This window comes from Micromonospora sp. CNZ286 (assembly GCF_014207755.1).
Genome location: NZ_JACHIZ010000001.1, coordinates 1029028 through 1049422, shown reverse-complemented (window position 1 = coordinate 1049422; position 20395 = coordinate 1029028). Strand labels below are relative to the sequence as shown.

Below are 20395 nucleotides of genomic sequence, written 5' to 3'. Positions count from 1 at the left end.
ACGGGCGCGCGTCGCGCCGGATGCCGAGCAGGGGGATGCTGCGCCGGCCTGCCGGGGAGGTCGGCGGGCCGCGACCTCCGGTCGGGACCGGAGGTCACCTCGCCGAGGCGGGCGGTGCGGGGCGGTCGCCTCGGCGAAACAGCGTTGTGCTGTGCACGACATTAAGACCTTTCGATCAGCCTGTCCATAGCTTCTGATCGATTGGCTTTGACTTTCGGCGCTCAGCGACAAAAGTAGGTGTCACTCGTGGCGGTCGACCGCCCGCTCCGCGAGCGCCGCCAGCACCCGCCGCGCCGGTTCCGCCAGCGGCAACGCGTCCAGCGCGACAAGTGCCGCGTCGGCCCGGGTACGGATCATCCGCTCCACCGCCTCCCGGGCACCGGACTCCTCGACGATGCCCCGCACCTCGGCCGCGGCCGACTGGTCGAGGCCGGGATCGCCGACCAGCTCCCCCAGCCGGGCCGCACCGGCCGGCGAGGCGGACGCCCGGGCCAGCGCCAGCAGCACCGTCGGCTTGCCCTCACGCAGGTCGTCCAGGTTGGACTTGCCGGTCACCGACGGGTCACCGAAGACGCCGAGCAGGTCGTCGCGCAGCTGGAACGCGTCACCGAGCGGGTCGCCGAACCCGGCCAGCGCGGCCACCTCCTCCGGCGCCGCACCGGCGAGCGCGGCACCGATCTGCACCGGACGGGTCACCGTGTAGCGGGCCGTCTTCAGCCGTACCACTGTGAGCGCGTTCGCCACCGAACCGTCCCCGGCCGCCCCGACCACGTCCAGGTACTCCCCCGCGATCACCTCCGAGCGCATCCGGGCCAGCAGCACGTGCCCCCGGCGCAGCCGCTCGGGCGGCAACCCGCACCCGTGGAACATCTGCGCCGACCAGGTGGCGCAGAGGTCGCCGCAGAGCACCGCGGCCTGCCGCCCGTACGCCGCCGGGTCGCCCGGCCAGCCGGACGCGGCGTGCAGCTCGGCGAAGAACCGGTGCAGCGTCGGCGCGCCCCGGCGGCGGTCGCTGCGGTCCACGATGTCGTCGTGGATCAGCGCGAACGCGTGGAACAGCTCCAGCGAGGCGGCGGCGACCACGATCGGCGAGGCGTCCGGGCCACCGAACCCCCGCCAGCCCCAGTAGCAGAACAGCGGCCGCATCCGCTTACCGCCGGCCAGGACGAACCAGCGCACAGCGGTGTGGACGGCCCCCGTACCGTCGTCCGGCCGATCCGGCTCTCTCGCGTCCAGGAACGCGGCTAGCGCGGCGTCGAAGCGGCCCCGCAGCAGGGCCGGATCGGTCGGTGCGACGGTTACGGTCATGGTGCCTCCCTGGCCAGTCCGGCGAGTTCGAGCAGCAACGCCTTCACATCGGTGGCCTCCACCCGGGGCCGGATCGCGGCCCGGTCGGAGCAGAGCAGCACCGGGCCGTCCGCCGGGTCGGCGGGCAGGCGCCCGTGTGAACCACGCACCGCACGCGCGCCCGCGTCCAGCCCCACCACTGACATCAGGTAGCGCAGCCCGAGCTTCTTGCGGGCCAGCGCCACCGCCGCGCGGCGCTTCGCCGCACCCGGCGCGGCCGGGTCGAAGAACAGCTCGGCCGGGTCGTAGCCGGGCTTGCGGTGGATCTCCACCAGCCGGGCGAAGTCGGGCGCCCGCGCGTCGTCGAGCCAGTAGTAGTACGTGAACCAGGCGTCCGGCTCGGCCACCAGCACCAGCTCACCCGAGCGGGGGTGATCCAGCCCGTACCCGGCCTGCCCGGCGGCGTCGAGCACCTCGGCCACGCCCGGCAGCGACGCGCAGAGCTTCGCCACCGCCGGCACGTCCGCCGGATCCTTGACGTAGACGTGCGCCACCTGGTGGTCGGCCACCGCGAACGCCCGCGACGTCCACGGGTCGAGATATTCCATCCCGGCCTGGGTGTAGACCCGCAACAGCCCCTCGGCGCGCAGCATCCGGTTCACGTCCACCGGGCGGGACACGTCGGTGATGCCGTACTCGGACAACGCCACCACTGTGGCGTCCCGCTCCCGCGCGGCGTCGAGCAGCGGGCCGAGCACGGTGTCCAGCTCCGCCGCCGCGGCGGCTGCCTGCGGGCCGGACGGGCCGAAGCGTTGCAGGTCGTAGTCCAGGTGCGGCAGGTAGACCAGCGTCAGGTCGGGAGCGTGATCGGCGAGGATGCGCTGCGCGGCCCGGCTGATCCACGCCGAGGACGACAGCCCGGCACCCGGCCCCCAGTAGCTGAACAGCGGGAACGTGCCGAGCGCGTCGGTGAGGGTGTCCCGCAGCTCGGGCGGGTCGGTCCAGCAGTCGGGCTCCTTGCGCCCGTCGGCGTAATAGACCGGGCGCGGCGTGACCGTCCAGTCCACGTCCGCGCCCATCGCGTACCACCAGCAGACGTTCGCCACCCGGTAGCCCGGCTCGACGCGACGGGCCGCCTGCCACACCTTCTCGCCGCCGACGAGCCCGTTGTGCTGCCGCCAGAGCAGCACCTCGCCCAGGTCGCGGAAGTACCAGCCGTTGCCCACCACGCCGTGCCCGGCGGGCAGCTCGCCGGTGAGGAACGTGGACTGCGCCGAGCAGGTCACCGCCGGCAGCACGGTGCCCAGCTCGGCGGCGAACCCGGCGTCAGCCACCGCGCGCAGCCGGGGCATGTGCGCCAGCAGCCGCGGCGTCAGCCCGACCACGTCGAGCACCACGAGCCGCCGGCTCACGAGGACGCCCCCACCGTCGTGGCCAGGCCGAGCGCGGTCAGCTCGTCGCGGGCGAACGCCAGCTCGGCGGCGATGCCGGCGGCCAGCTCCACGTCGCCGCGCGGCCGCCGCGCCTCCGGCAGCACCCCCCAGGTGTACGTCTCGACGTCGAGGTGGTCGCAGCCGGCGACGGGACCGGCGTACAACGCGGCCAGCGCCTCGCGCAGCACCGGCGCTGTGGAGCGCAGCGGCGGCTCGGGCGGTGCGTGCAACGGCACGTGGTAGTGCACCCGCCACGCCCCGGGCAGCCGCGCGTCGAGCGCGGCGTCGAGGTCGTCGGCCGCGTACGCCGGATCGGCCGGATCGGCGGCGCCGGCGCAACCGGCAGCCCGCGTCTGGTGCAGGAAGCGCGGTTCGACGAACCGGCGCAGCGCCGCGTTCGCGGCGGGCGGGTCAGGGGCCTCGACCGCTGCGGACACCTGGACCTTCACCACGGGGAGACCGGCGGCACGCAGCCCGGCCAGGGCATCCGCCGGCTGCTCCCAGGCACACGCCAGGTGCGCGAGATCCACGCAGATCCCGAGCCGGTCGGTATCCATGTCTGAGAATACCTCGCGTGCTTGTCCCGTCGACTCCACCAGACAGCCCGGTTCCGGTTCGAAGCCGACCCGGATCACCCGGCCCGTCTCCCGCTGCACGGCGGCCAGGCCCTCGGCCAGCGCGTCCAGGCGACGCCGGGCGGTGGCGGCCCGCCCGGAATCCCACGGGGTGCGCCAGGCGATCGGCAGCGTCGAGATCGAACCCCGGACGGCGTCGTCCGGCAGCAGGTCGGCGAGAACCCGGGCCAGGTCCAGCGTGTACGCCGACCGTTGCGGCGTGGTCCAGTCCGGGTGGTACACCGCGCCCTTGACCACAGGGGCCTGGAACGCGGCGTACGGGAAGCCGTTGAGCGTGACCACCTCCAGCCCGCGTACCGCCAGCTCGTGGCGCAGCCGGCGCCGGGCCGGCGGGTCGGCGGCGAGCGCGGCGGCGACCGGCGCGGCCAGCCAGAGTCCGAGCCCGAGCCGGTCGGTGTCGAGCGCCCGGCGGACCGCCACCGCGTACGTGTCGAGCTGGGCGACGATGCCCGGCAGGTCCTCGGCCGGGTGCACGTTCGTGCAGTAGCCGAGATGGACGGTCGTGCCGTCGGCGTGGCGCAGCCGCATCACTGCCCCCCACGGGCGATCGAGTTGCCGGCGAAGGTGGGGTCGCTCGCCTCCAGGTCGGTCAGGTCGAGCCGGCCGGACTGGCCGTAGAACTCGACCGGGTTGCGCCACAGCACCCGGTCCACGTCGTCGGCGTCGAACCCGGCCAGCAGCATCGCCTCCCCGGTGGCCCGGGTCAGCAGCGGATCCGACCGGCCCCAGTCGGCCGCCGAGTTCACCAGCATCCGCTCGGTGCCGTACCGCTTCAGCAGCCCCACCATCCGCGGCGGCGACATCTTCGTCTCCGGATAGATCGAGAAGCCCAGCCAGCAGCCGGTGTCCCGGACCAGCTCGACGGTCACCTCGTTGAGGTGGTCGACGAGCACCCGTCCCGGCGGGATGCCCGACTCGGCGACCACCGCAAGCGTCCGCTCGACGCCGCGCGCCTTGTCCCGGTGCGGCGTGTGCACCAGCGCCGGCAGGTCGTGCGCGACGGCCAGGGCGAGCTGACCGGCCAGCGCGGCGTCCTCGGCCGGCGTCATCGCGTCGTAGCCGATCTCGCCGACCGCCACCACGCCGTCCTTGTCCAGGTAGCGGGGCAGCAGGTCGAGCACCGGGCGGCAGCGCGGGTCGTTCGCCTCCTTCGGGTTCAGCGCCACAGTGGCGTGGTGCCGGATGCCGAACTGGCCGGCCCGGAACGGCTCCCACCCGATCAGCGAGTCGAAGTAGTCCACGAAGCTGTCCACGCTCGTACGCGGCTGGCCCAGCCAGAACGCCGGCTCGACCACCGCGCGGACGCCCGCGGCGGCCATCCGCTCGTAGTCGTCGGTGGTGCGGGACGTCATGTGGATGTGCGGGTCGAAGATGCGCATGTCACGCCTCCGTGGTGGGGATGGTCAGCCGGCGCAGCACGTCGGTCGCGTCGGCGGGCATGTCGCGGCCGGCGGCGTGCCGTTCGGCGGCGAACGCGGCGAGCATCCGGGCCAGCTCGCCGTCGGCCCGCTCCGGCAGGCCGTCGACAACCGCCAGCGGCACGCCGGTGAACACGCACTTGAGCACCGCCTGCCGCCAGGTCGCCTGCTCCAGGTGCCTGGCGTACGGGCCGAGCGCCGCGGCCACCAGCCGGGTGTCGTTGGTGCGGATCGCGTCGTGCAGCAGCGGCACGCACTCCGCGCCGATCGGCAGCAGCGGCAGCGCGCGCAGCACGCCGCGTTTCTCGGCGGCGTCGCCCTGCCGGTACAGCGTCTCCGCGGCGGCGGCGTGGCCGTGCGGCAGCGCGGTCAGCAGCAGCGCCCGGGCCGCCTCGTCCGCCGTCCAGCCGGGCGGGTCGGGCACCGGCAGGCGACCGCACCGCCGGGCGGCGGCGGCGAAGAACCGCCCGATGGCCGTGGGTTCGGTCGCGACGCGGCGCAGCGCCGCGTCCAGCCACTGCGGATCGGGTACGCCCCGAAGCGCGGCGCGCAGTCGGTCGGGTGTCATGCCGTCTCCCCTCTGCCGGGTGGAAGGTGGTGGGTCACCGCCCCTCGCCGCGCGAGGCGGCGGCGCACAGGAAGTCCAGTGAGCGGGCGGCGACGGCCGGTGCGGCGTGCGAGTGGCGGGGCAGTTCCACGGCCACCAGCCCGCGGTAGCCGGCGTCGGCCAGGGCGCGCAGCACCGGCGGGAAGTCGATCTCGCCGGTGCCGAACTCCAGGTGCTCGTGCACGCCCCGGCGCATGTCGTCGATCTGCACGTTGACCAGGTGCGCGGCGACCGCCGACACGCACTGCGGCACCGGCATCGGCTCCAGGCAGCGACAGTGCCCGATGTCGAGCGTGATGCCGAAGCCGGGCGGCGCGCCCAGCGCCTCGCGCAGCCGCCACCACCCGGCGATGTCCTCGACGAACATGCCCGGCTCCGGTTCGAAGCCCAGCGGCACGCCCGCCTCCGCCGCCGCGGCGCACACCGTCGCGCAGCCCGCCACCAGGCGGTCGGCGGCGACGCCGGGTGGTACGCCGGGTGGGCGTACCCCGGCCCAGAAGGAGACCGCCTCCGCGCCCAGGTCGGCGCCGATCCGGACGGCCCGGCGCAGGAACTCCACCCGCCGGGCCGGGTCGTCGTGCAGCAGCGTCGGCGCGTGCTTGTGCCGCGGGTCGAGCAGGTACCGGGCGCCGGTCTCGACCACCACGGCCAGCCCCAGCGCGTCCAGCCGTCGACTGACGGCGGCGACCCGGCGGGCCAGGCCGGGGGCGAACGGGTCCAGGTGGTCGTGGTCGAGGGTGAGCGCGACGCCCACGTAGCCGAGGTCGGCGAGGACCGCGAGCGCGTCCCCGAGCCGGTGGTTGGCGAAGCCGTTGGTGCCGTACCCGAAGCGCAGCGCGCCCGGCCCGGACAGCGGGCCGGCGGTGGGCCGGGTGGCCGGCGCGGCGGTCATGTCGGTGAGATCAGTCGGGCCAGGCGGCGGCCGAGCGGCGCGGCGCCGGCCACGGCGAGGCCGAGCAGCCGGGCCCCGGCGCGGGCGGTCAGCGCGCCCTGCAACGCGGGCAGCCCGGTGATCCCGGCGCCGACCGCGGCTCGCACCCGGGCCGGTGACGGGTCGGCGAGCACGCGGGCCTGCGCCCGGCCGTACCGGGCGGCGTACCCGGCGGCGAGCACCGCCGGCACCAGCTCCCCGAGCCGAAGGAAGGGCCCCCTCTTAACGCATCCGGTAGAGGAGGGGGCCCCGCTTAACACGGTCGGCCGGGCCGGGGTGGTGAGCGCGATCAGCGCGGTGCCGGCGAGCGTGAGGCCGGGCAACCGCCGGTCCGCGCCGGTCACCTCGCGGCGGGACAGCGCGGTCACGGTCCAGGTGTGCGCGGCGACTGTGAGCGCGGCCGGGAGCGCCCGGACCACCCGCCCGCCGGACGCGCCGAGCAGCACGTCCAGCCCTCGGCACGCGGCCATCACCGCCGGCCCGGCGGCGGTGTTCTTCGCGCGCAGGTCGTACCCCCAGATCGTGGCCGCGAGCGGCAGCGCGACTGCCGCCGCCCGGCGGCCCCCGGCGGCGGTGGCGACCGCGAGCCCGGCGGCGGTCAGGCCGGACGCGACGCCGAGCGCGACCGACGGGCGCACCCGGCCGGACGGGATCGGCCGCTCCGGCCGCTCGACCGCGTCCAGCCGCCGGTCGGCCCAGTCGTTGGCGGCCATCCCGGCCCAGTACAGCAGCACCGACGCGCCGGCCAGGGCCGGTGTACGCGGACCGAGCGCACCGGCGGCCGCCGCGCCGGAGAGCACGTCCCCGGGTACGGAGAGCGCGGCGGGCGCCCGGACCAGCTCGGCCAGGTCGGCCAGGCGGGTCACGGCGTCACCCGGGCGTGCAGGCCGGCGGCGAACTCCCGCAGCACCGTCCACTGTTCACCGAGCGCGTGGCCGGTCGCGCCGAGCGGGTCCTTGAAGAAGAACGCCAGCTCGGTCAGCGGGCCGTGGCGGCCGGCGGCGTGCGCGGCGGCGGTGAGCCGGGCCAGGTCCAGCACGAGCGGCGCGGCGAGCGCCGAGTCGCAGCCGTGCCAGGTGAACTCCATCCGCATTCCGGTGCCCAGGAAACCGGCGAACGTGACCAGGTCCCACGCGGTCTTGAAGTCGCCGAGTTCCTCGACGTACTCGATCCGGGTGTGGCCCTGCGGCAGGTAGCCGAGCGTCTCGGCGAGCACCCGCTGTTTGCTGCCCACCTTCGCGGCGTTGGCGGCCGGGTCGGCGAGCGTGGCGCCGTCGCCGCCGCCGAGCAGGTTCGTGCCGGACCAGGAGCGCACGGCCAGGTGCCGCATCGCGAACATCGGCGCGAGCACCGACTTGAGCAGCGTCTCGCCGGTCTTGCCGTCGTGCCCGGCGTACGGCAGCTTTCGTTCGGCGGCGAGCGCGGCCAGGGCCGGCAGGCGGGCGCCCGTCGACGGGGTGAAGTCCACGTACGGGCAGCCCGCGGTGAACGCCGCGTACGCGTATCCGGAGCTGGGCGGCAGCACGTCGGCCGGGCCGGTCAGCGCGTCGCGCAGCGCGGCCAGGTCGCTGTGGGCCGGGTGCGGGGCGGGCGCCGGTTCGGTGGCGGCGACGTTGACCACCACCACCCGGTCCAGCCCGTGCCGGGTGCGGAACTCGGTCAGGTCGCGCACCACGGCGGCGATCCGCTCACCCTGGCCGCCCTCGGTGGGCGCGGGCCGCAGCGACGCCTCGACGGCGGCCAGGTCGGGCGCCACGGCGTCGGCCAGCCGGGCGGGCAGCACGCCTGCGGCGGCGAGCGCCTCGGCGCGTTTGGTGAGCGGGGTGGTGACCACGTCGTGGCCGCCGAAGACGAGATCGGCGAAGCCCGGCAGGGCGGGCCCGCGCAGGTCGGGCAGCTCGGTCACGCAGCCGGTCGGCGCGGTGAGCCCGGCCCGCAGGGCCAGTCCCCCGACCACGCTCGTGGTGGCGACCGAGCCGCGCGCACCCACCAGCCAGACACCCGTACGCATTCGCGCTACCTCCCCAGGTATGGCCGGTCCACCGGTGCGGCCGGGGAATCCCGGTCCGGCCGCACCGGAGGGCCGTGCTGGTCGTGCCGGCGGACACCGGCGGCACGCTCCCCGGAGCCGGCCTCGTCCCCGCCGCGGGGCGCAACCGCGGCGGGCCCTCGCCGGCCGGCGCCGGTGAGTGTCGACGGACCCCGTAGGGGCCGTCTCGGGTCAGGCGGAAGCTTCGGCCAGGGCGGGCTCCACCTCCGTCCAGGCGGCCCGCTCGGCCGAGCGGGTCACCGCGTCGAGCACGAGCTGGACCTGCAACGCGTCGGCGAACGACGGGGCCGGGTCGGCGCCGGTGGCGACCGCCTCGACGAAGTCGCGCGCCTGGTGGGTGAAGGAGTGCTCGTAGCCGATGATGTGGCCGGGCGGCCACCACGCACCCAGGTACGGGTGGTCCGGCTCGGTCACCAGGATCCGGCTGAAGCCCTGCTCGGCGGCCGGCCGGGTGGCGTCCAGGAACTCCAGCTCGTTGAGGCGTTCCAGGTCGAACACGACACTGCCGCGCGAGCCGTTGATCTCGACCCGCAGGGCGTTCTTGCGGCCGGTGGCGAACCGGGTCGCCTCGTACGTGGCCAGCGCTCCCCCGTCGAGCCTGGCCACGAACACCGCCGCGTCGTCAACTGTCACCTGGCCCGTCGCGCTGCCGTTGCCGTCGGCCTGCGCGGCCAGGCCGCTCGACCCGGCGACGAGCGGCCGCTGCCGCACGAACGTCTCGGTGAGCGCGCTGACCCCGGTGACGAGCTGGCCGGTGACGTACTGGGTCAGGTCGATGATGTGCGCGCCGATGTCACCGAGCGCGCCGGAGCCCGCCCTGTCCTTCTGCAACCGCCACACCAGCGGGAACTGCGGGTCGACGATCCAGTCCTGGAGGTAGGTCGCCCGGACGTGCCGGATCTCGCCGATCCGCCCGTCGGCCACCAGCTGCCCCATCAGGGCGACAGCGGGCACCCGCCGGTAGTTGAAGCCGCACATCGCGCGTACCCCGGACTCGCGTGCCCGGGCCGCGGCCTCGGTCATCTCGCGGGCCTCGGCGACGCTGTTCGCCAGCGGCTTCTCGCACAGCACGTGCTTGCCCGCGGCGAGCGCGGCGAGTGCGATCTCGCTGTGGCTGTCCCCCGGCGTGCAGATGTCGACCACGTCGATCTCGTCGGACTCGACGAGCCGCCGCCAGTCGGTGGTGTAGCCGTCCCAGCCGAGCCGGTCGGCGGCCTCGGCCACCTTCGGCTCGTCGCGGCCGCAGACGAGCGCCATCCGCACCCGCGCCGGCAGGTCGAACACCCGGTTCACGGTGCGCCACGCCTGGGAGTGCGCGGCGCCCATGAACGCGTAGCCGACCATGCCGACCCGCAGGATGCTGTCGTGACTGGACAAGGTGGGTCTCCCCCCGTGTGTCAGAACCCGAGCTTCAGGTAGTCGCTCGCGTTCTCCTTGGTGATCGTCTCGGAGGCGAGCACGATCTCCTTCGGTACCTGGAGTTCGACCAGGTCGGACATGCCCTTGCCCTGGCCGATCAGGCGGGCCAGGGAGATGGCCGAGGAGGCCATCGACGGGCTGTAGGTGACTGTGGCTTTGAGGACCGTGTTGTCGGCGGCGATGTCCTCCATGGCCTTCTTGGAGCCGGCGCCACCGACCATGACGAATTCCTTGCGGTTGGCCTGGTTGACCGCCGCGAGCACACCGATGCCCTGGTCGTCGTCGTGGTTCCAGACCGCGTCGATCTTCGGCAGCGCCTGGAACAGCCCGGTGGCGGCCTGCTGCCCCGAGTCCACAGTGAACTCCGCGGGCCGCCGGTTGGCGACCTTGAACCCGTACGAGGCGAGCGTGTCGGCGAACCCCTTCGACCGTTCCTGGGTCAGCTCCAGCGACTCGATGCCGGGGATCTCGCCGATCACCGGGTTGCTGACGCCCTTGGCCTTGAGCTGCTCGGCGATGTAGGTGGCGGCGGCCACCCCCATGCCGTAGTTGTCGCCCTTGATCTGCAGCCGGTAGGCCCGCGCGTCCGGGAAGGCCCGGTCCAGGTTGACCACCGGGATGCCGGCCTTCATCGCCTCCAGGCCGAACGCGTTGAGTTCCTTGCCGTCGTGCGGCAGCAGCACGATCACGTCGGGCTTCTGCGAGATCAGCGTGGACAGCGCCGCCCGCTGGGCCGCCGCGTCCGCGCCGGCCTCGACCGACTTCAGCTCGACGTCCTGGTACGCCCCGGCCTGCGCCTTGGCGTTGTTGGTGATGGCGGCGATCCAGCCGTGGTCGGCGGCCGGGGCGGAGAAGCCGATGCTCACCTTCTTGCCCGTCTCGGTGTTGGCGCCGGAACCGGCCGCCTTGGTCTGCGCCTCGGTCGGGTTCTGCTCGTTGCTGGTGCAGCCGGCGAGCAGCACCCCGGCGGAGACGGCGGCCCCGCCGAAGAGCAGCCGGCGGCGGGACAGGTCATGGCGCGGTGTTCTCATGACGCCTCCTGGGATGAGGTGGTGGGGTGGTTTCGGGTGTGGCGGGCCGGACCACAGTCGGTACGACGGCAGCCGGGGTGTGCGCGGGTGGGGTCAGGTGGTGGTGGCGCGGTTGCGGGCGAGGAACTGGGTCAGGCTGCCGAACTGCACCTGCTGGACCAGGACGGCGGCGACGATGATGCCGCCCTTGACCATGTTCTGGGCCTCGGCGGAGAGGTTGTTGATGGCGAACAGGTTGGTGATGGTGGAGAAGATGATCACTCCGAGCAGGGAACCGATGATCGTGCCCCGCCCGCCGCTGAGCAGCGTGCCGCCGATGATCGCGGCGGCGATCGCGTCCAGCTCGTAGAGGTTGGCCATCGCCGCCTGCGCGGAGGTGGCCTGCGCGGTCAGCATGACCGCGGCGATGCCGCAGCACAGGCCGGACAGCGCGTAGAGGAGCACCGTGTGCCGGCGGACGTTGATGCCTGCCAGCCGGGCCGCCTCCGGGTTGCCGCCGACCGCCACCGTACGGCGGCCGAACGTGGTCCGGTTCAGCAGCACCCAGCCGGCCGCCACCACCGCCACCAGGATGTAGACCAGCAGCGGGATGCCGAGCACGTTCGTGCTGGCGATGCCGTTGATGAACGTGTTGCCCGACACCTGGGTCTGCTTGTCGGAGATCTCCGCCGCCAGCCCCCGGGCGGCCACGAGCATGGCGAGCGTGGCGATGAACGGCACCAGCCGCCCGTACGAGACGAGCAGCCCGTTCACCACGCCGACGGCGAGCCCGACTGTGAGCGCGGTGAAGATCATGCCGCCCGCGCCGTAGCTCTGCGTGGCCACTGTGGTGCACCAGACCCCGGCGAGGGCGACGATCGCGCCGACCGACAGGTCGATGCCCCCGCCGATGATCACGAACGTCATGCCGACTGTGACCACGCCGACCACCGAGGCGAGCTTGAGGATGGTGAGCGTGTTGCCCCACACCCAATTCGGGTCGCCGTAGAGGTCGGGGCGGGTCAGGACGCCGATGACCACCAGCACGACGAGCGTGGCGAGCAGGCCGAGGTTGCGCTTGACGCCCTCCCCGCCGTCACCGCGCCACCAGGAGAGCTTCGCCGGCGCGCCGACCTTCGCGGTCTCCGTCCGCTCCACCGGCGGCGACTGCGCGGGCAGCGAGGATTCTCTGACATCGCTCATGCCGGTGCGCCTTCCATGAGAGACCCCGCCATGACGAGGTCGAGCACTGTGTTCTCGTCCAGTTCGCCGGCCGGGGCCTCGCGGACCACCCGGCCCTCCCGCATCACCAGCACCCGGTCGGCCAGGCCCAGCACCTCGGGCACCTCGCTGGAGACCAGCAGCACCCCGACGCCACGGGCGGCCAGATCGCGGATCACCTGGTACAGCTCGGCGCGGGCGCCCACGTCCACGCCCCGGGTCGGCTCGTCGAGCAGCAGCAGCCGGGTGTCACCGAGCAGCCACCGCCCGACCACCACCTTCTGCTGGTTGCCGCCCGACAGCGTGCGCACCGGCCGGCGTACGTCCCGGGGCCGCAGCTCCAGCGACGCGGCGATCCGGTCCGCCTCGGCGCGTTCCCGTCCGGTGTCGGTGAAGCCGAGGCGGGCGTACCTGCTGAACGTGGCGAGCGTGACGTTGCGGTAGATCGGTTCGCCGAGCAGCAGCGCCTGACTCTTGCGCTCCTCCGGCGCCATGCCCATCCCGGCCCGTACCGCCGCGCCCACACTGCCGGGACGCAGCGCACGGCCGTCCACCCGGACCGTCCCGGCGTGCGCCCGGCGCGCGCCGTAGATGGTCTCCAGCAGTTCCGACCGGCCGGAACCGACCAGCCCGGCGATGCCGACGATCTCTCCCGCCCGGACCCCGAGCGAGACGTCGGCGAACTCGCCGTGCCGGGTCAGCCCGTCCACCCGCAACAGCTCCGCGCCGCCCCCGTGGTCGGCCGGGCGCTGCGGGAAGACGTACTCGATGGTCCGCCCGGTCATCCGGGCGACCAGGTCGCGGGTCGGCGTCTCGCGGGCCGGCAGGCTCGCCGCCGTGGTCCGGCCGTCCTTGAGTACGGTGACCCGGTCGCCGATCTCGCGGATCTCCTCCAGCCGGTGCGAGATGTAGATGACCGCGATGCCCTGCGCGGTGAGTTCCCGGATGATCCGGAACAGGTTCGCCACCTCGTCGTGGGCCAGCACCGCGCTCGGCTCGTCCATGATGATCAGCCGCGCCTCGTGGGACAGCGCCCGGGCCATGCTGACGATCTGCTTCCCGGCGGCGGGCAGGTGCCGCACCAGCCGTCCCGGCGGGATCTCCGGGTGGCCGAGCCGTGCCAGGATCTGCCGGGTACGCCGGGCCATGTGCCCCCGCCGGACGAAGCCGAACCGGCGCGGCTCGTGGCCGAGGAACGCGTTCTCCGCCACCGACAGGTCGTCGACCAGGTCGAGTTCCTGGTAGATCGTGGCGATGCCGGCGCGCATGGCGGCCTGCGGGTTGGCGAACGAGGCCGGCTCGCCCCGCCAGAGCACCTCGCCGGAGTCCGGCCGGTGCACCCCGGCCAGCACCTTGATGAGTGTGGACTTACCGGCGCCGTTCTGCCCCAGCAGGCAGTGGACCTCTCCGGCCCGCACCTCCAGTTGCACGCCGTCGAGCGCGCGTACCCCCGGGAACGTCTTGACGACGTCGGTGAGGCGCAGGACCACCTCGCCCGCGACGGCGTCCGCGGGCGCCTCGACGAGCGGCTTGCCGGTGTCGCTCACGCTGCCTCCCCGAATGCGAGGTCACTGGCCAGCACCGCCGCGCCGGCGACGCCGGCGCGCGGGCCCAGCTCGGACAGGACGACGGGCAGGTTGCCGGTGGCGAGCGGCAGCGAGCGGCGGTAGACCACGCTGCGGATCTCGGCCAGCAGGATGTGCCCGAGCTGGGCGAGCCCGCCGCCGATCACGATCATCGACGGGTTGGTGAAGCTGACCAGCCCGGCCAGTACGCTCCCGACCCGCCGGCCGCCGTCGCGGATGAGCTGGATGCAGGTGACGTCCCCCTCGATCGCCCCCTGCGCCACGTCCAGCGCGGTCACCACCCCCCGGGCCGCGAGCCGCTCGGCCAGTGCCGGGGACACCTCGGTGCGGGCCGCGACTGTCGCCTCCCGGGCCAGCGCGGCGCCGCTGAACACCGCCTCGAGGCAGCCGAGGTTGCCGCAGCTGCACATCGGGCCGTTCGGGTCGACCTGGATGTGGCCGATGTCCCCGGCGCAGCCGTCGGTGCCCCGGTAGACCTCGCCGTGCAGGTAGATGCCGCAGCCGATACCAGTACCGATCTTGATGAACAGGAAGTCGTCGACCGAGTGGGCCACGCCGCCGTGCCGCTCGCCGATCGCCATGATGTTGACGTCGTTGTCGACCACGGCCGGGCAGCCGTGCTCACGGGTGAGCAGCTCGCGGACCGGGAACCGGTCCCAGCCCGGCATGATCGGCGGGGAGACCGGCACGCCGTCGCGGAAGCTGACCGGCCCCGGTACGCCGATGCCCACCGCGTCGAGCCGCTCGTACGCGCCGTCCACCTTGGCCTTGTGCAGCAGCTCGTTGACCCGCTGGAGCGTCACCTTCGGGCCGGAGCGGATGTCAGCGGTCTCGGTGTAGGCGGCCACCGTCTCCAGCCGGCCGTTCACCACCTCCACGTCGATCGAACTGGCGCCCAGGTCGACGGCGGCGAACCGCAGGTGCGGGCTCAGTTCGACGAGGGTGGAGCGCCGCCCGCCCCGGGAGGCAGCCAGCCCCGCCTCGGCCACGTAGCCGAGGGAGACCAGGCGTTCCAGCTCGGCGAGCAGGCGCGGGCGGGGCATCTGGAGCCGGTCGCCGAGTTCGGCGCGGGACACCGCGCCCTCGTCCCGGAGCAGTCGCAGAAGCCGTACGTGCAGGGGGTCGACCGTCCGCACCGGCAGTCACCTCCGCATCGGAAGTCCGTCACATCGACGACAGCGATGTGTGTTGTGTCCGACACAGTAGGAGCCTTCTGGGCCGCATGTCCATAGCTTCGGCACGTCTGATGCAAACTTTTGTCCATACGAACAAAAGCGAGTTCCGGATCATGAAAACGCATCGCCCCGCCGGGGATTCTTCCGGGCGGGGCGATGCGTTCTGGGTTCAGCGGGAGTGCGCGCGGCCCTTCTTGCGCAGCTTGCGGTCGTCGCGCAGCTCCACGTAGGGCTCCTCGTCGGCCGGGTGCCCGGCCGCGATGGCGCGGCTGCGCTCCAGCTCGGCGTCGAACTCGGCGCCGAGCAGGATGGCGACGTTGCTCAGCCAGAGCCACACCAGGAAGATGATCACGCCGGCCACCGCGCCGTACGTCTTGTTGTACGAGCCGAAGTTGCTGACGTAGAGCGCGAACAGGCCGGAGACCACCAGCCAGAGCACCACCGCGAGCACGCCGCCGGGACTGACCCAGCGGAAGCCGCCGTGCCGGGCGTTCGGCGAGGCCCAGTAGAGGATCGCGAACATCAGGCTCACCAGCACCAGCAACACCGGCCACTTGGCGATGTTCCACACCGTCACGGCGGTCTCGCCCAGCCCGATCGCGTTCCCGGCCTGCTCGGCAAGCCCGCCGGTGAACACCACGATCACGGCGCTGATCAGCAGCATCACGCCGATCACCGCGGTCACGCCGAGGCGTACCGGCAGCGTCTTCCAGATCGGCCGCCCCTCCGGCACGTCGTAGATGCTGTTCGAGGCCCGCATGAACGCGGCGACGTAGCCGGACGCCGACCAGAACGCCGCCACCAGACCGACGATCGCCGCGATGCTCGCCAGCCCGCCGGACTGGCCCGCCTGGTCGATAGCGCTCTCGATGATGCGGCGGATGTTCTCCTCCGGCACCGCCTGCCCGACGGTGTCCCGCACCCCCTCGGTGGCCCGGTCCCCGAGCAGGCCGAGCACCGAGATCAGCACCAGGACGCCCGGGAAGATGGAGAGCACGCCGTAGTAGGTGAGCGCGGCGGCCCAGTCGGTCAGGCTGTCGTCCTGGAACTCCCGCACGGTCCGCTTGAGGGTCGCCATCCAGCCCGTCGCCGACAGGTCGGCCGGGCTGTCCGGCCCGTCGTCCGGCCCCACCGGTCCGGCGTGCTTCCGCCCGTCGGGCCGGTCGTGCCCGGCGCGGGCGTCGTCGCGCGTGGTGGGGGCGTCCTCGCGCCCGTCGCGGGTGTCCTCGTGGACGTCGTGGGCGTCGTCGCGGGCGGCCATGGCACCTCCTCGTCGTCATGTCGTCCCGCACGACATGCCCTGACGAGGGCAGCGATAACCACCGCACCCGCAAACCGGCCGCTCGACCGCCGGCGACCGTCCCCACCCACCTCCCTGCCGGCCCCTTCCACGGCCCCGCCCGGCCCTCAACTCCCACCCGCTCCACTGCCCGCGCCCTGTCGCCGCCTCCCCCGTCGGCACCTTCCGCCCGCTCGCCGCCTCTGGCTCTGCAGCCACGCGCGCGACAGACACGCTCCGTAACCATGTGCGCCGATGGATGCAGAGCAAAGGCGGCGGGGGCAGCGCTCCCACCGTCGCCCCACCACTTCCCGCCCGAATCCCGGCGAGCCGTCGCTCCACCGCGACCACCGATCGCCACCATCACGACGACCGTCACGACGAGTGGAACGTCATGGGTGTCAAACGGGGCCGGAAGCACCCATGACGTTCCACTCACCGAGGGTCGGCCACCGGTCGACCGGCCACCTGTGCGGAAGCGAGAGCGCGGTGTACGGGCGGCGAAGGCCGGGGCGCTGAGGTAACGCGTGATCCGTCTTCCGATGCCACCACCTCGGCGAAGTGGAGTCGATCGTGGAAACGCGAGACGGCGAAGACGCTTTCCAGCCATTTCCCAACCGGGTGAGCGTGGCGGGCGCGAGCGCACACAGCACGGCGCGAGCGGGGCGCTACGGGCGCCGTCCGCGCGAGCGCCACGAAAGACGCACTCACCTCAGTGGACACGTTGCGTGACGACAAGCATCCCCGGCACGTCGCTTCTTCATCGTTGTAAGTGATATCGGGAGAGAGCCGGGAGAACCCTTCTCCCGCCATTGCGAAACAGTTTCAAGAAATAAGTGACGCGAGTGAGCGAAGCTCCATTCCGTCACTCATTGCAATCATGATCGGCAATGTTCCCAACATGCGCGCTATTCGCGTATCGTGCCCCCTCGTGCCGCCCGTTCGCCCCTCCGACGCGACTCCCCCCAAACCCCGGCCGCCGTCCGGCGGACGACCGGGGTCCGACGTGGACGCCGAGGTGGTGTCGCTGCCGCCGGACGACGGAAGCGTCGCCGGGCCCGAGTGGGCCGACGACGGGCCGGGCGAGACGCACCACCACAGCCGAGCAGCGCACCGCACCGCAGGCGAGCACCACACCGCGGACGAGCACCACACCGCAGGCGAGCACGACACCACGGGCGAGAACGAGACCCGCGACAAGAGCGAGAGCCAGGAACAGACCCAGGACGCCCGCGAACTGGCCGCCCGGTTCGAGGAGGAGAAGCCGGGACGCGTACTCGCCGGACCGGTCGGTGTCCTCTTCACCGGCATCACCGTCGCGGTCGGGCTGCTGACGCTCTGGCAGGTGTTCTTCCCGCTGGCCCAGGGCAGCAAGTACTACCTGATCTTCTTCCTGGCCGGCGTCCTGCCGATCGTGTTCCTCGCGTACCCCTCGGGGGTGCGGCTACGACGCGCCAAGGCTGACGCGGCCGACGCGGACGACCGGCGCGGACCGACGCCCGTGGACTGGCTGCTGGCCCTCGCGGCGCTCGTCGTCTGCCTCTACCCGGTGCTGCCGGTCACCATCGGCGCCGGTGGCGGCGGGTACGACGCCTTCCTCGACCGGCAGGGCCTGCTCGATCCGCTGGACGTGGCGTTCGGCACCGGGCTGCTGCTCCTGCTGCTGGAGGCGTGCCGGCGCACGACCGGATGGATCCTGCCGGCGGTCTGCGTGCTGTTCCTCGGGTACGGCTACTACGGCGGGCTGCTGCCGCAGTCGTGGCCGGTGGCGCACGCAGGGCTCGACTTCGGGCAACTCGTCGACGCGTTCTACAACTCCGACAGCGGCTTCTACGGCACCCCGCTGGACGTGGCCGCCTCCTACATCGTGCTGTTCACCATCTACGGCGCGGTGCTCAACCTGTCCGGCGCGGGCCGGTTCTTCGTGGAGCTGTCCGCCGCCGCGTTCCGCCGCTCCCGGACGGCCGCCGGGCGCACCGCAGTCGCCTCGGGTTTCCTGCTCGGCACGGTCTCCGGCTCCGGCGCCGCCACCACGGTCAGCATCGGCGCGGTGACCTGGCCCATCCTGCGCCGCGCCGGCTACCCGGCCGAGCGGGCGGGCGGCATGCTCGCCGCCGCCGGTGTGGGGGCGATCCTGTCGCCGCCGACGCTGGGCGCCGCGGCTTTCATCATCGCCGAGTACCTGGGCGTCTCCTACCTCCAGGTGCTCGGCTGGGCGACGGTGCCGACCATCCTCTACTACCTGGGCATCCTGCTCTCCGTCGAGATCGACGCCCGGCGCTCCGGGGTCCGCCCGGTGGTCATCGACACCGGCTCGGCCTGGCGGCTGCTGGCCCGCTTCGGCTACCACTTCCTCTCGCTCTTCGTGATCATCGTGGTGCTGGCGCTCGGCGCGTCGGCGATGCGCGCGGTCGTCATCGCCACCGCGCTCGCCGCCGTGCTGTCCTTCCTGGACCGGCGACACCGCCTCACGCCGGCCCGGCTGGTGGAGGCGCTGCGCGACGGCGTACGCGGGGTGCTCGCGGTGAGCGCCGTCTGCGCCGCGGCCGGCATCATCACCGCCACCACCACGAAGACCGGCCTCGGGCCGCAGGCCGCCGCGCTGCTGATCGACGGCGCGCAGGCGGTCAGCTCCGAGCCGGCAGTGGTGCTGGCGCTGACTGCGGTGCTCGCCGCCGTCGCGCTCAGCCTGCTCGGCCTCGCCGTGCCGGTCACCGCCTCGTTCGTCATCGGCTGGGTGATCATCGGACCGGCGCTGCTCAACCTGGGCGTCGAAGCGCCCGCCGCGGCCATGTTCGTCTTCTACTTCGCGGTGCTGTCCGAGGTCTCGCCGCCGACCGCGCTCGCAGCTGTCGCCGCCGCCGCGGTCACCGGCGGCCGGCTGGTGCCGACCATGTGGCAGACCCTGCGGTACGCGCTGCCTGCGTACCTGATCCCGCTGGCCTTCGTGATCACACCGACCGGTCTCGGCCTGCTCGGCATCGGCGGGGCCGGGCGGATCGTGACGGCCGGCCTGGTGTCGGCACTGGGTGTCGCGGTGCTGGCGGTCGCGGCCGGCGGCTGGCTACCCGGTGTGGGCCCGGCCGGCGTGCCGGAGCGGATCGTCGGCGCGATCGCCGGGCTGGTGCTGCTCTGGCTGGAACCACTGCCCATGGCGATCGGCGCGGCGCTCGCCGCGCTCGCGGTCGCGGGCGTGTACGTCCGACGTGGCGCCGCCGGGCACACCGGCCGCCCGGCGGTCGAAGAATCCGTGGACCTTGGGGAGGAGAGAGAGTGGGACGGATCGACGCGAGGATAGTGGCGGGTGTCGGGGCACTTGTCCTGGTCGCCGCCGGTGCCGCCGGCTGCGGGGGCCGTCAGGACGGCGCGGCGAAGGACGACGCCGCCCGCGAGGTCAGCTGCAAGGTCACCAAAGACACCCGGGTCGGCATCGCCACCGGAAACGCCACGGGCGTCTACTACGTGGTCGGCAACGCGCTCGCCGGTGAACTGAGCAAGTCCACCGACGGCAAGCTCACCGGGACGGCCGCCGAGACCGGCGCCTCGGTGCAGAACGTCGAGCAGCTCGTCGCCGGCCAGTACGACGTGGCGTTCTCGCTGTTCGACACCGCTGTCAACGCGGTGCAGGGCAAGGGGAGCTTCAGCTCGCCGCAGCCGGTGAAGGCGCTGGCCCGGATCTACGACAACTACACGCAGGTGGTGGTCCGCGCCGACGCGGGGATCACGTCGGTGGCCGACATGAAGGGCAAGAAGATCTCCACCGGCTCGCCCAAGTCCGGCACCGAGGTCATCGCCAACCGGCTGCTCACCGCCGCCGGACTGGACCCGGCCAAGGACATCCAGGCGCAGCGGCTGGACCTCACCAAGACCGTCGACGGCATGAAGGACGGCAGCATCGACGGCTTCTTCTGGTCCGGCGGCGTGCCGACCGGCGGGGTCACCGACCTGTTCACCACGTCGGGCGACAAGGTGAAGTTCGTCGACATCAGCCCGCTGCTGCCGAAGATGGCCGAGCTGAATCCGGCGTACCAGGCGGGCACCATCGGCAAGGACATCTACCGGACCCCGGCCGACGTGCCCACCATCGTGGTGCCGAACGTGCTGCTGGTGCGGGACAACCTGGACGCCGACGTGGCCTGCGCGATCACCCGGACGGTGTTCGACTCCAAGGACGCCCTGGCCCAGGCGAACCCGGCGGCGAAGGGCATCGAGCTGGGCAACGCCCGCAAGACCGACCCGGTGCCGCTGCACCGCGGCGCGGAGCGGGCGCTGAGCGACCTCGGCGCGAGCTGACCCGAACGGGCCGGGCCCGGACGCGCGTCCGGGCCCGGCCCACCGACCCGA

The 20395-nt window shown here is 73.3% G+C and carries 16 protein-coding genes; 2 read left to right on the top strand and 14 right to left on the bottom strand.

Going from position 1 to position 20395, the window contains the following annotated elements:
* Nucleotides 1–240: 240 nt before the first annotated feature.
* From FHX31_RS05015 to FHX31_RS04950, 14 genes are all read right to left on the bottom strand, one after another.
* Entirely contained in the window at nt 241–1308 is a 1068-nt protein-coding gene (locus FHX31_RS05015) for a polyprenyl synthetase family protein (protein WP_013475571.1), read from the bottom strand.
* Entirely contained in the window at nt 1305–2699 is a 1395-nt protein-coding gene (locus FHX31_RS05010) for an alkaline phosphatase family protein (RefSeq protein ID WP_123110326.1), read from the bottom strand. The genes FHX31_RS05015 and FHX31_RS05010 overlap by 4 nt, the downstream gene beginning before the upstream one ends.
* Nucleotides 2696–3883 (bottom strand): metabolite traffic protein EboE, encoded by a 1188-nt coding sequence (gene eboE / locus FHX31_RS05005; RefSeq protein ID WP_123110325.1) that lies wholly within the window; start codon nt 3881–3883, stop codon nt 2696–2698. Before eboE ends, FHX31_RS05010 begins: the two co-directional genes overlap by 4 nt.
* The gene (locus FHX31_RS05000; protein ID WP_013475568.1) at nt 3883–4734 is read right to left on the bottom strand and encodes a TatD family hydrolase; all 852 of its coding nucleotides are present in this window, start codon (nt 4732–4734) and stop codon (nt 3883–3885) included. The genes eboE and FHX31_RS05000 overlap by 1 nt, the downstream gene beginning before the upstream one ends.
* Nucleotide 4735: 1 nt before the next feature.
* Entirely contained in the window at nt 4736–5341 is a 606-nt protein-coding gene (locus tag FHX31_RS04995) for an EboA domain-containing protein (RefSeq protein ID WP_013475567.1), read from the bottom strand.
* Between the two features lie 34 nt (nt 5342–5375).
* Nucleotides 5376–6272 carry a sugar phosphate isomerase/epimerase family protein gene (locus tag FHX31_RS04990; protein WP_013475566.1) on the bottom strand — a complete coding sequence of 299 codons (897 nt, stop codon included), beginning with the start codon at nt 6270–6272 and terminating at the stop codon, nt 5376–5378.
* A complete protein-coding gene (locus tag FHX31_RS04985; protein ID WP_030271743.1) occupies nt 6269–7177 on the bottom strand; it encodes an SCO3242 family prenyltransferase in 909 nt (302 codons plus the stop codon). The genes FHX31_RS04990 and FHX31_RS04985 overlap by 4 nt, the downstream gene beginning before the upstream one ends.
* The gene (locus FHX31_RS04980) at nt 7174–8322 is read right to left on the bottom strand and encodes an inositol-3-phosphate synthase (protein WP_123110323.1); all 1149 of its coding nucleotides are present in this window, start codon (nt 8320–8322) and stop codon (nt 7174–7176) included. The genes FHX31_RS04985 and FHX31_RS04980 overlap by 4 nt, the downstream gene beginning before the upstream one ends.
* 210 nt (nt 8323–8532) lie before the next feature.
* On the bottom strand, nt 8533–9705 hold the full coding sequence (locus FHX31_RS04975) for a Gfo/Idh/MocA family protein (RefSeq protein ID WP_392390783.1): 1173 nt from the start codon (nt 9703–9705) through the stop codon (nt 8533–8535).
* A gap of 53 nt (nt 9706–9758) precedes the next feature.
* A complete protein-coding gene (locus FHX31_RS04970; protein WP_013287910.1) occupies nt 9759–10811 on the bottom strand; it encodes a substrate-binding domain-containing protein in 1053 nt (350 codons plus the stop codon).
* Between the two features lie 93 nt (nt 10812–10904).
* On the bottom strand, nt 10905–11993 hold the full coding sequence (locus tag FHX31_RS04965; protein WP_013475563.1) for an ABC transporter permease: 1089 nt from the start codon (nt 11991–11993) through the stop codon (nt 10905–10907).
* Nucleotides 11990–13558, bottom strand: a complete 1569-nt coding sequence (locus FHX31_RS04960; RefSeq protein ID WP_184975256.1) for a sugar ABC transporter ATP-binding protein — start codon at nt 13556–13558, stop codon at nt 11990–11992. The genes FHX31_RS04965 and FHX31_RS04960 overlap by 4 nt, the downstream gene beginning before the upstream one ends.
* Complete coding sequence (locus tag FHX31_RS04955) at nt 13555–14733, bottom strand: ROK family protein (RefSeq protein WP_013287913.1); 1179 nt, start codon at nt 14731–14733, stop codon at nt 13555–13557. The genes FHX31_RS04960 and FHX31_RS04955 overlap by 4 nt, the downstream gene beginning before the upstream one ends.
* A gap of 208 nt (nt 14734–14941) precedes the next feature.
* Nucleotides 14942–16033 carry a YihY/virulence factor BrkB family protein gene (locus FHX31_RS04950; RefSeq protein WP_071098099.1) on the bottom strand — a complete coding sequence of 364 codons (1092 nt, stop codon included), beginning with the start codon at nt 16031–16033 and terminating at the stop codon, nt 14942–14944.
* A gap of 1024 nt (nt 16034–17057) precedes the next feature.
* Here FHX31_RS04950 and FHX31_RS04945 point away from each other — a divergent pair.
* Together FHX31_RS04945 and FHX31_RS04940 are read left to right on the top strand one after the other, a co-directional pair.
* Nucleotides 17058–19349 (top strand): TRAP transporter permease, encoded by a 2292-nt coding sequence (locus FHX31_RS04945; protein WP_047893505.1) that lies wholly within the window; start codon nt 17058–17060, stop codon nt 19347–19349.
* Nucleotides 19325–20344, top strand: coding sequence for a TAXI family TRAP transporter solute-binding subunit (locus FHX31_RS04940; RefSeq protein ID WP_013475559.1), 1020 nt, complete (start codon nt 19325–19327; stop codon nt 20342–20344). The genes FHX31_RS04945 and FHX31_RS04940 overlap by 25 nt, the downstream gene beginning before the upstream one ends.
* Nucleotides 20345–20395 lie beyond the last annotated feature (51 nt).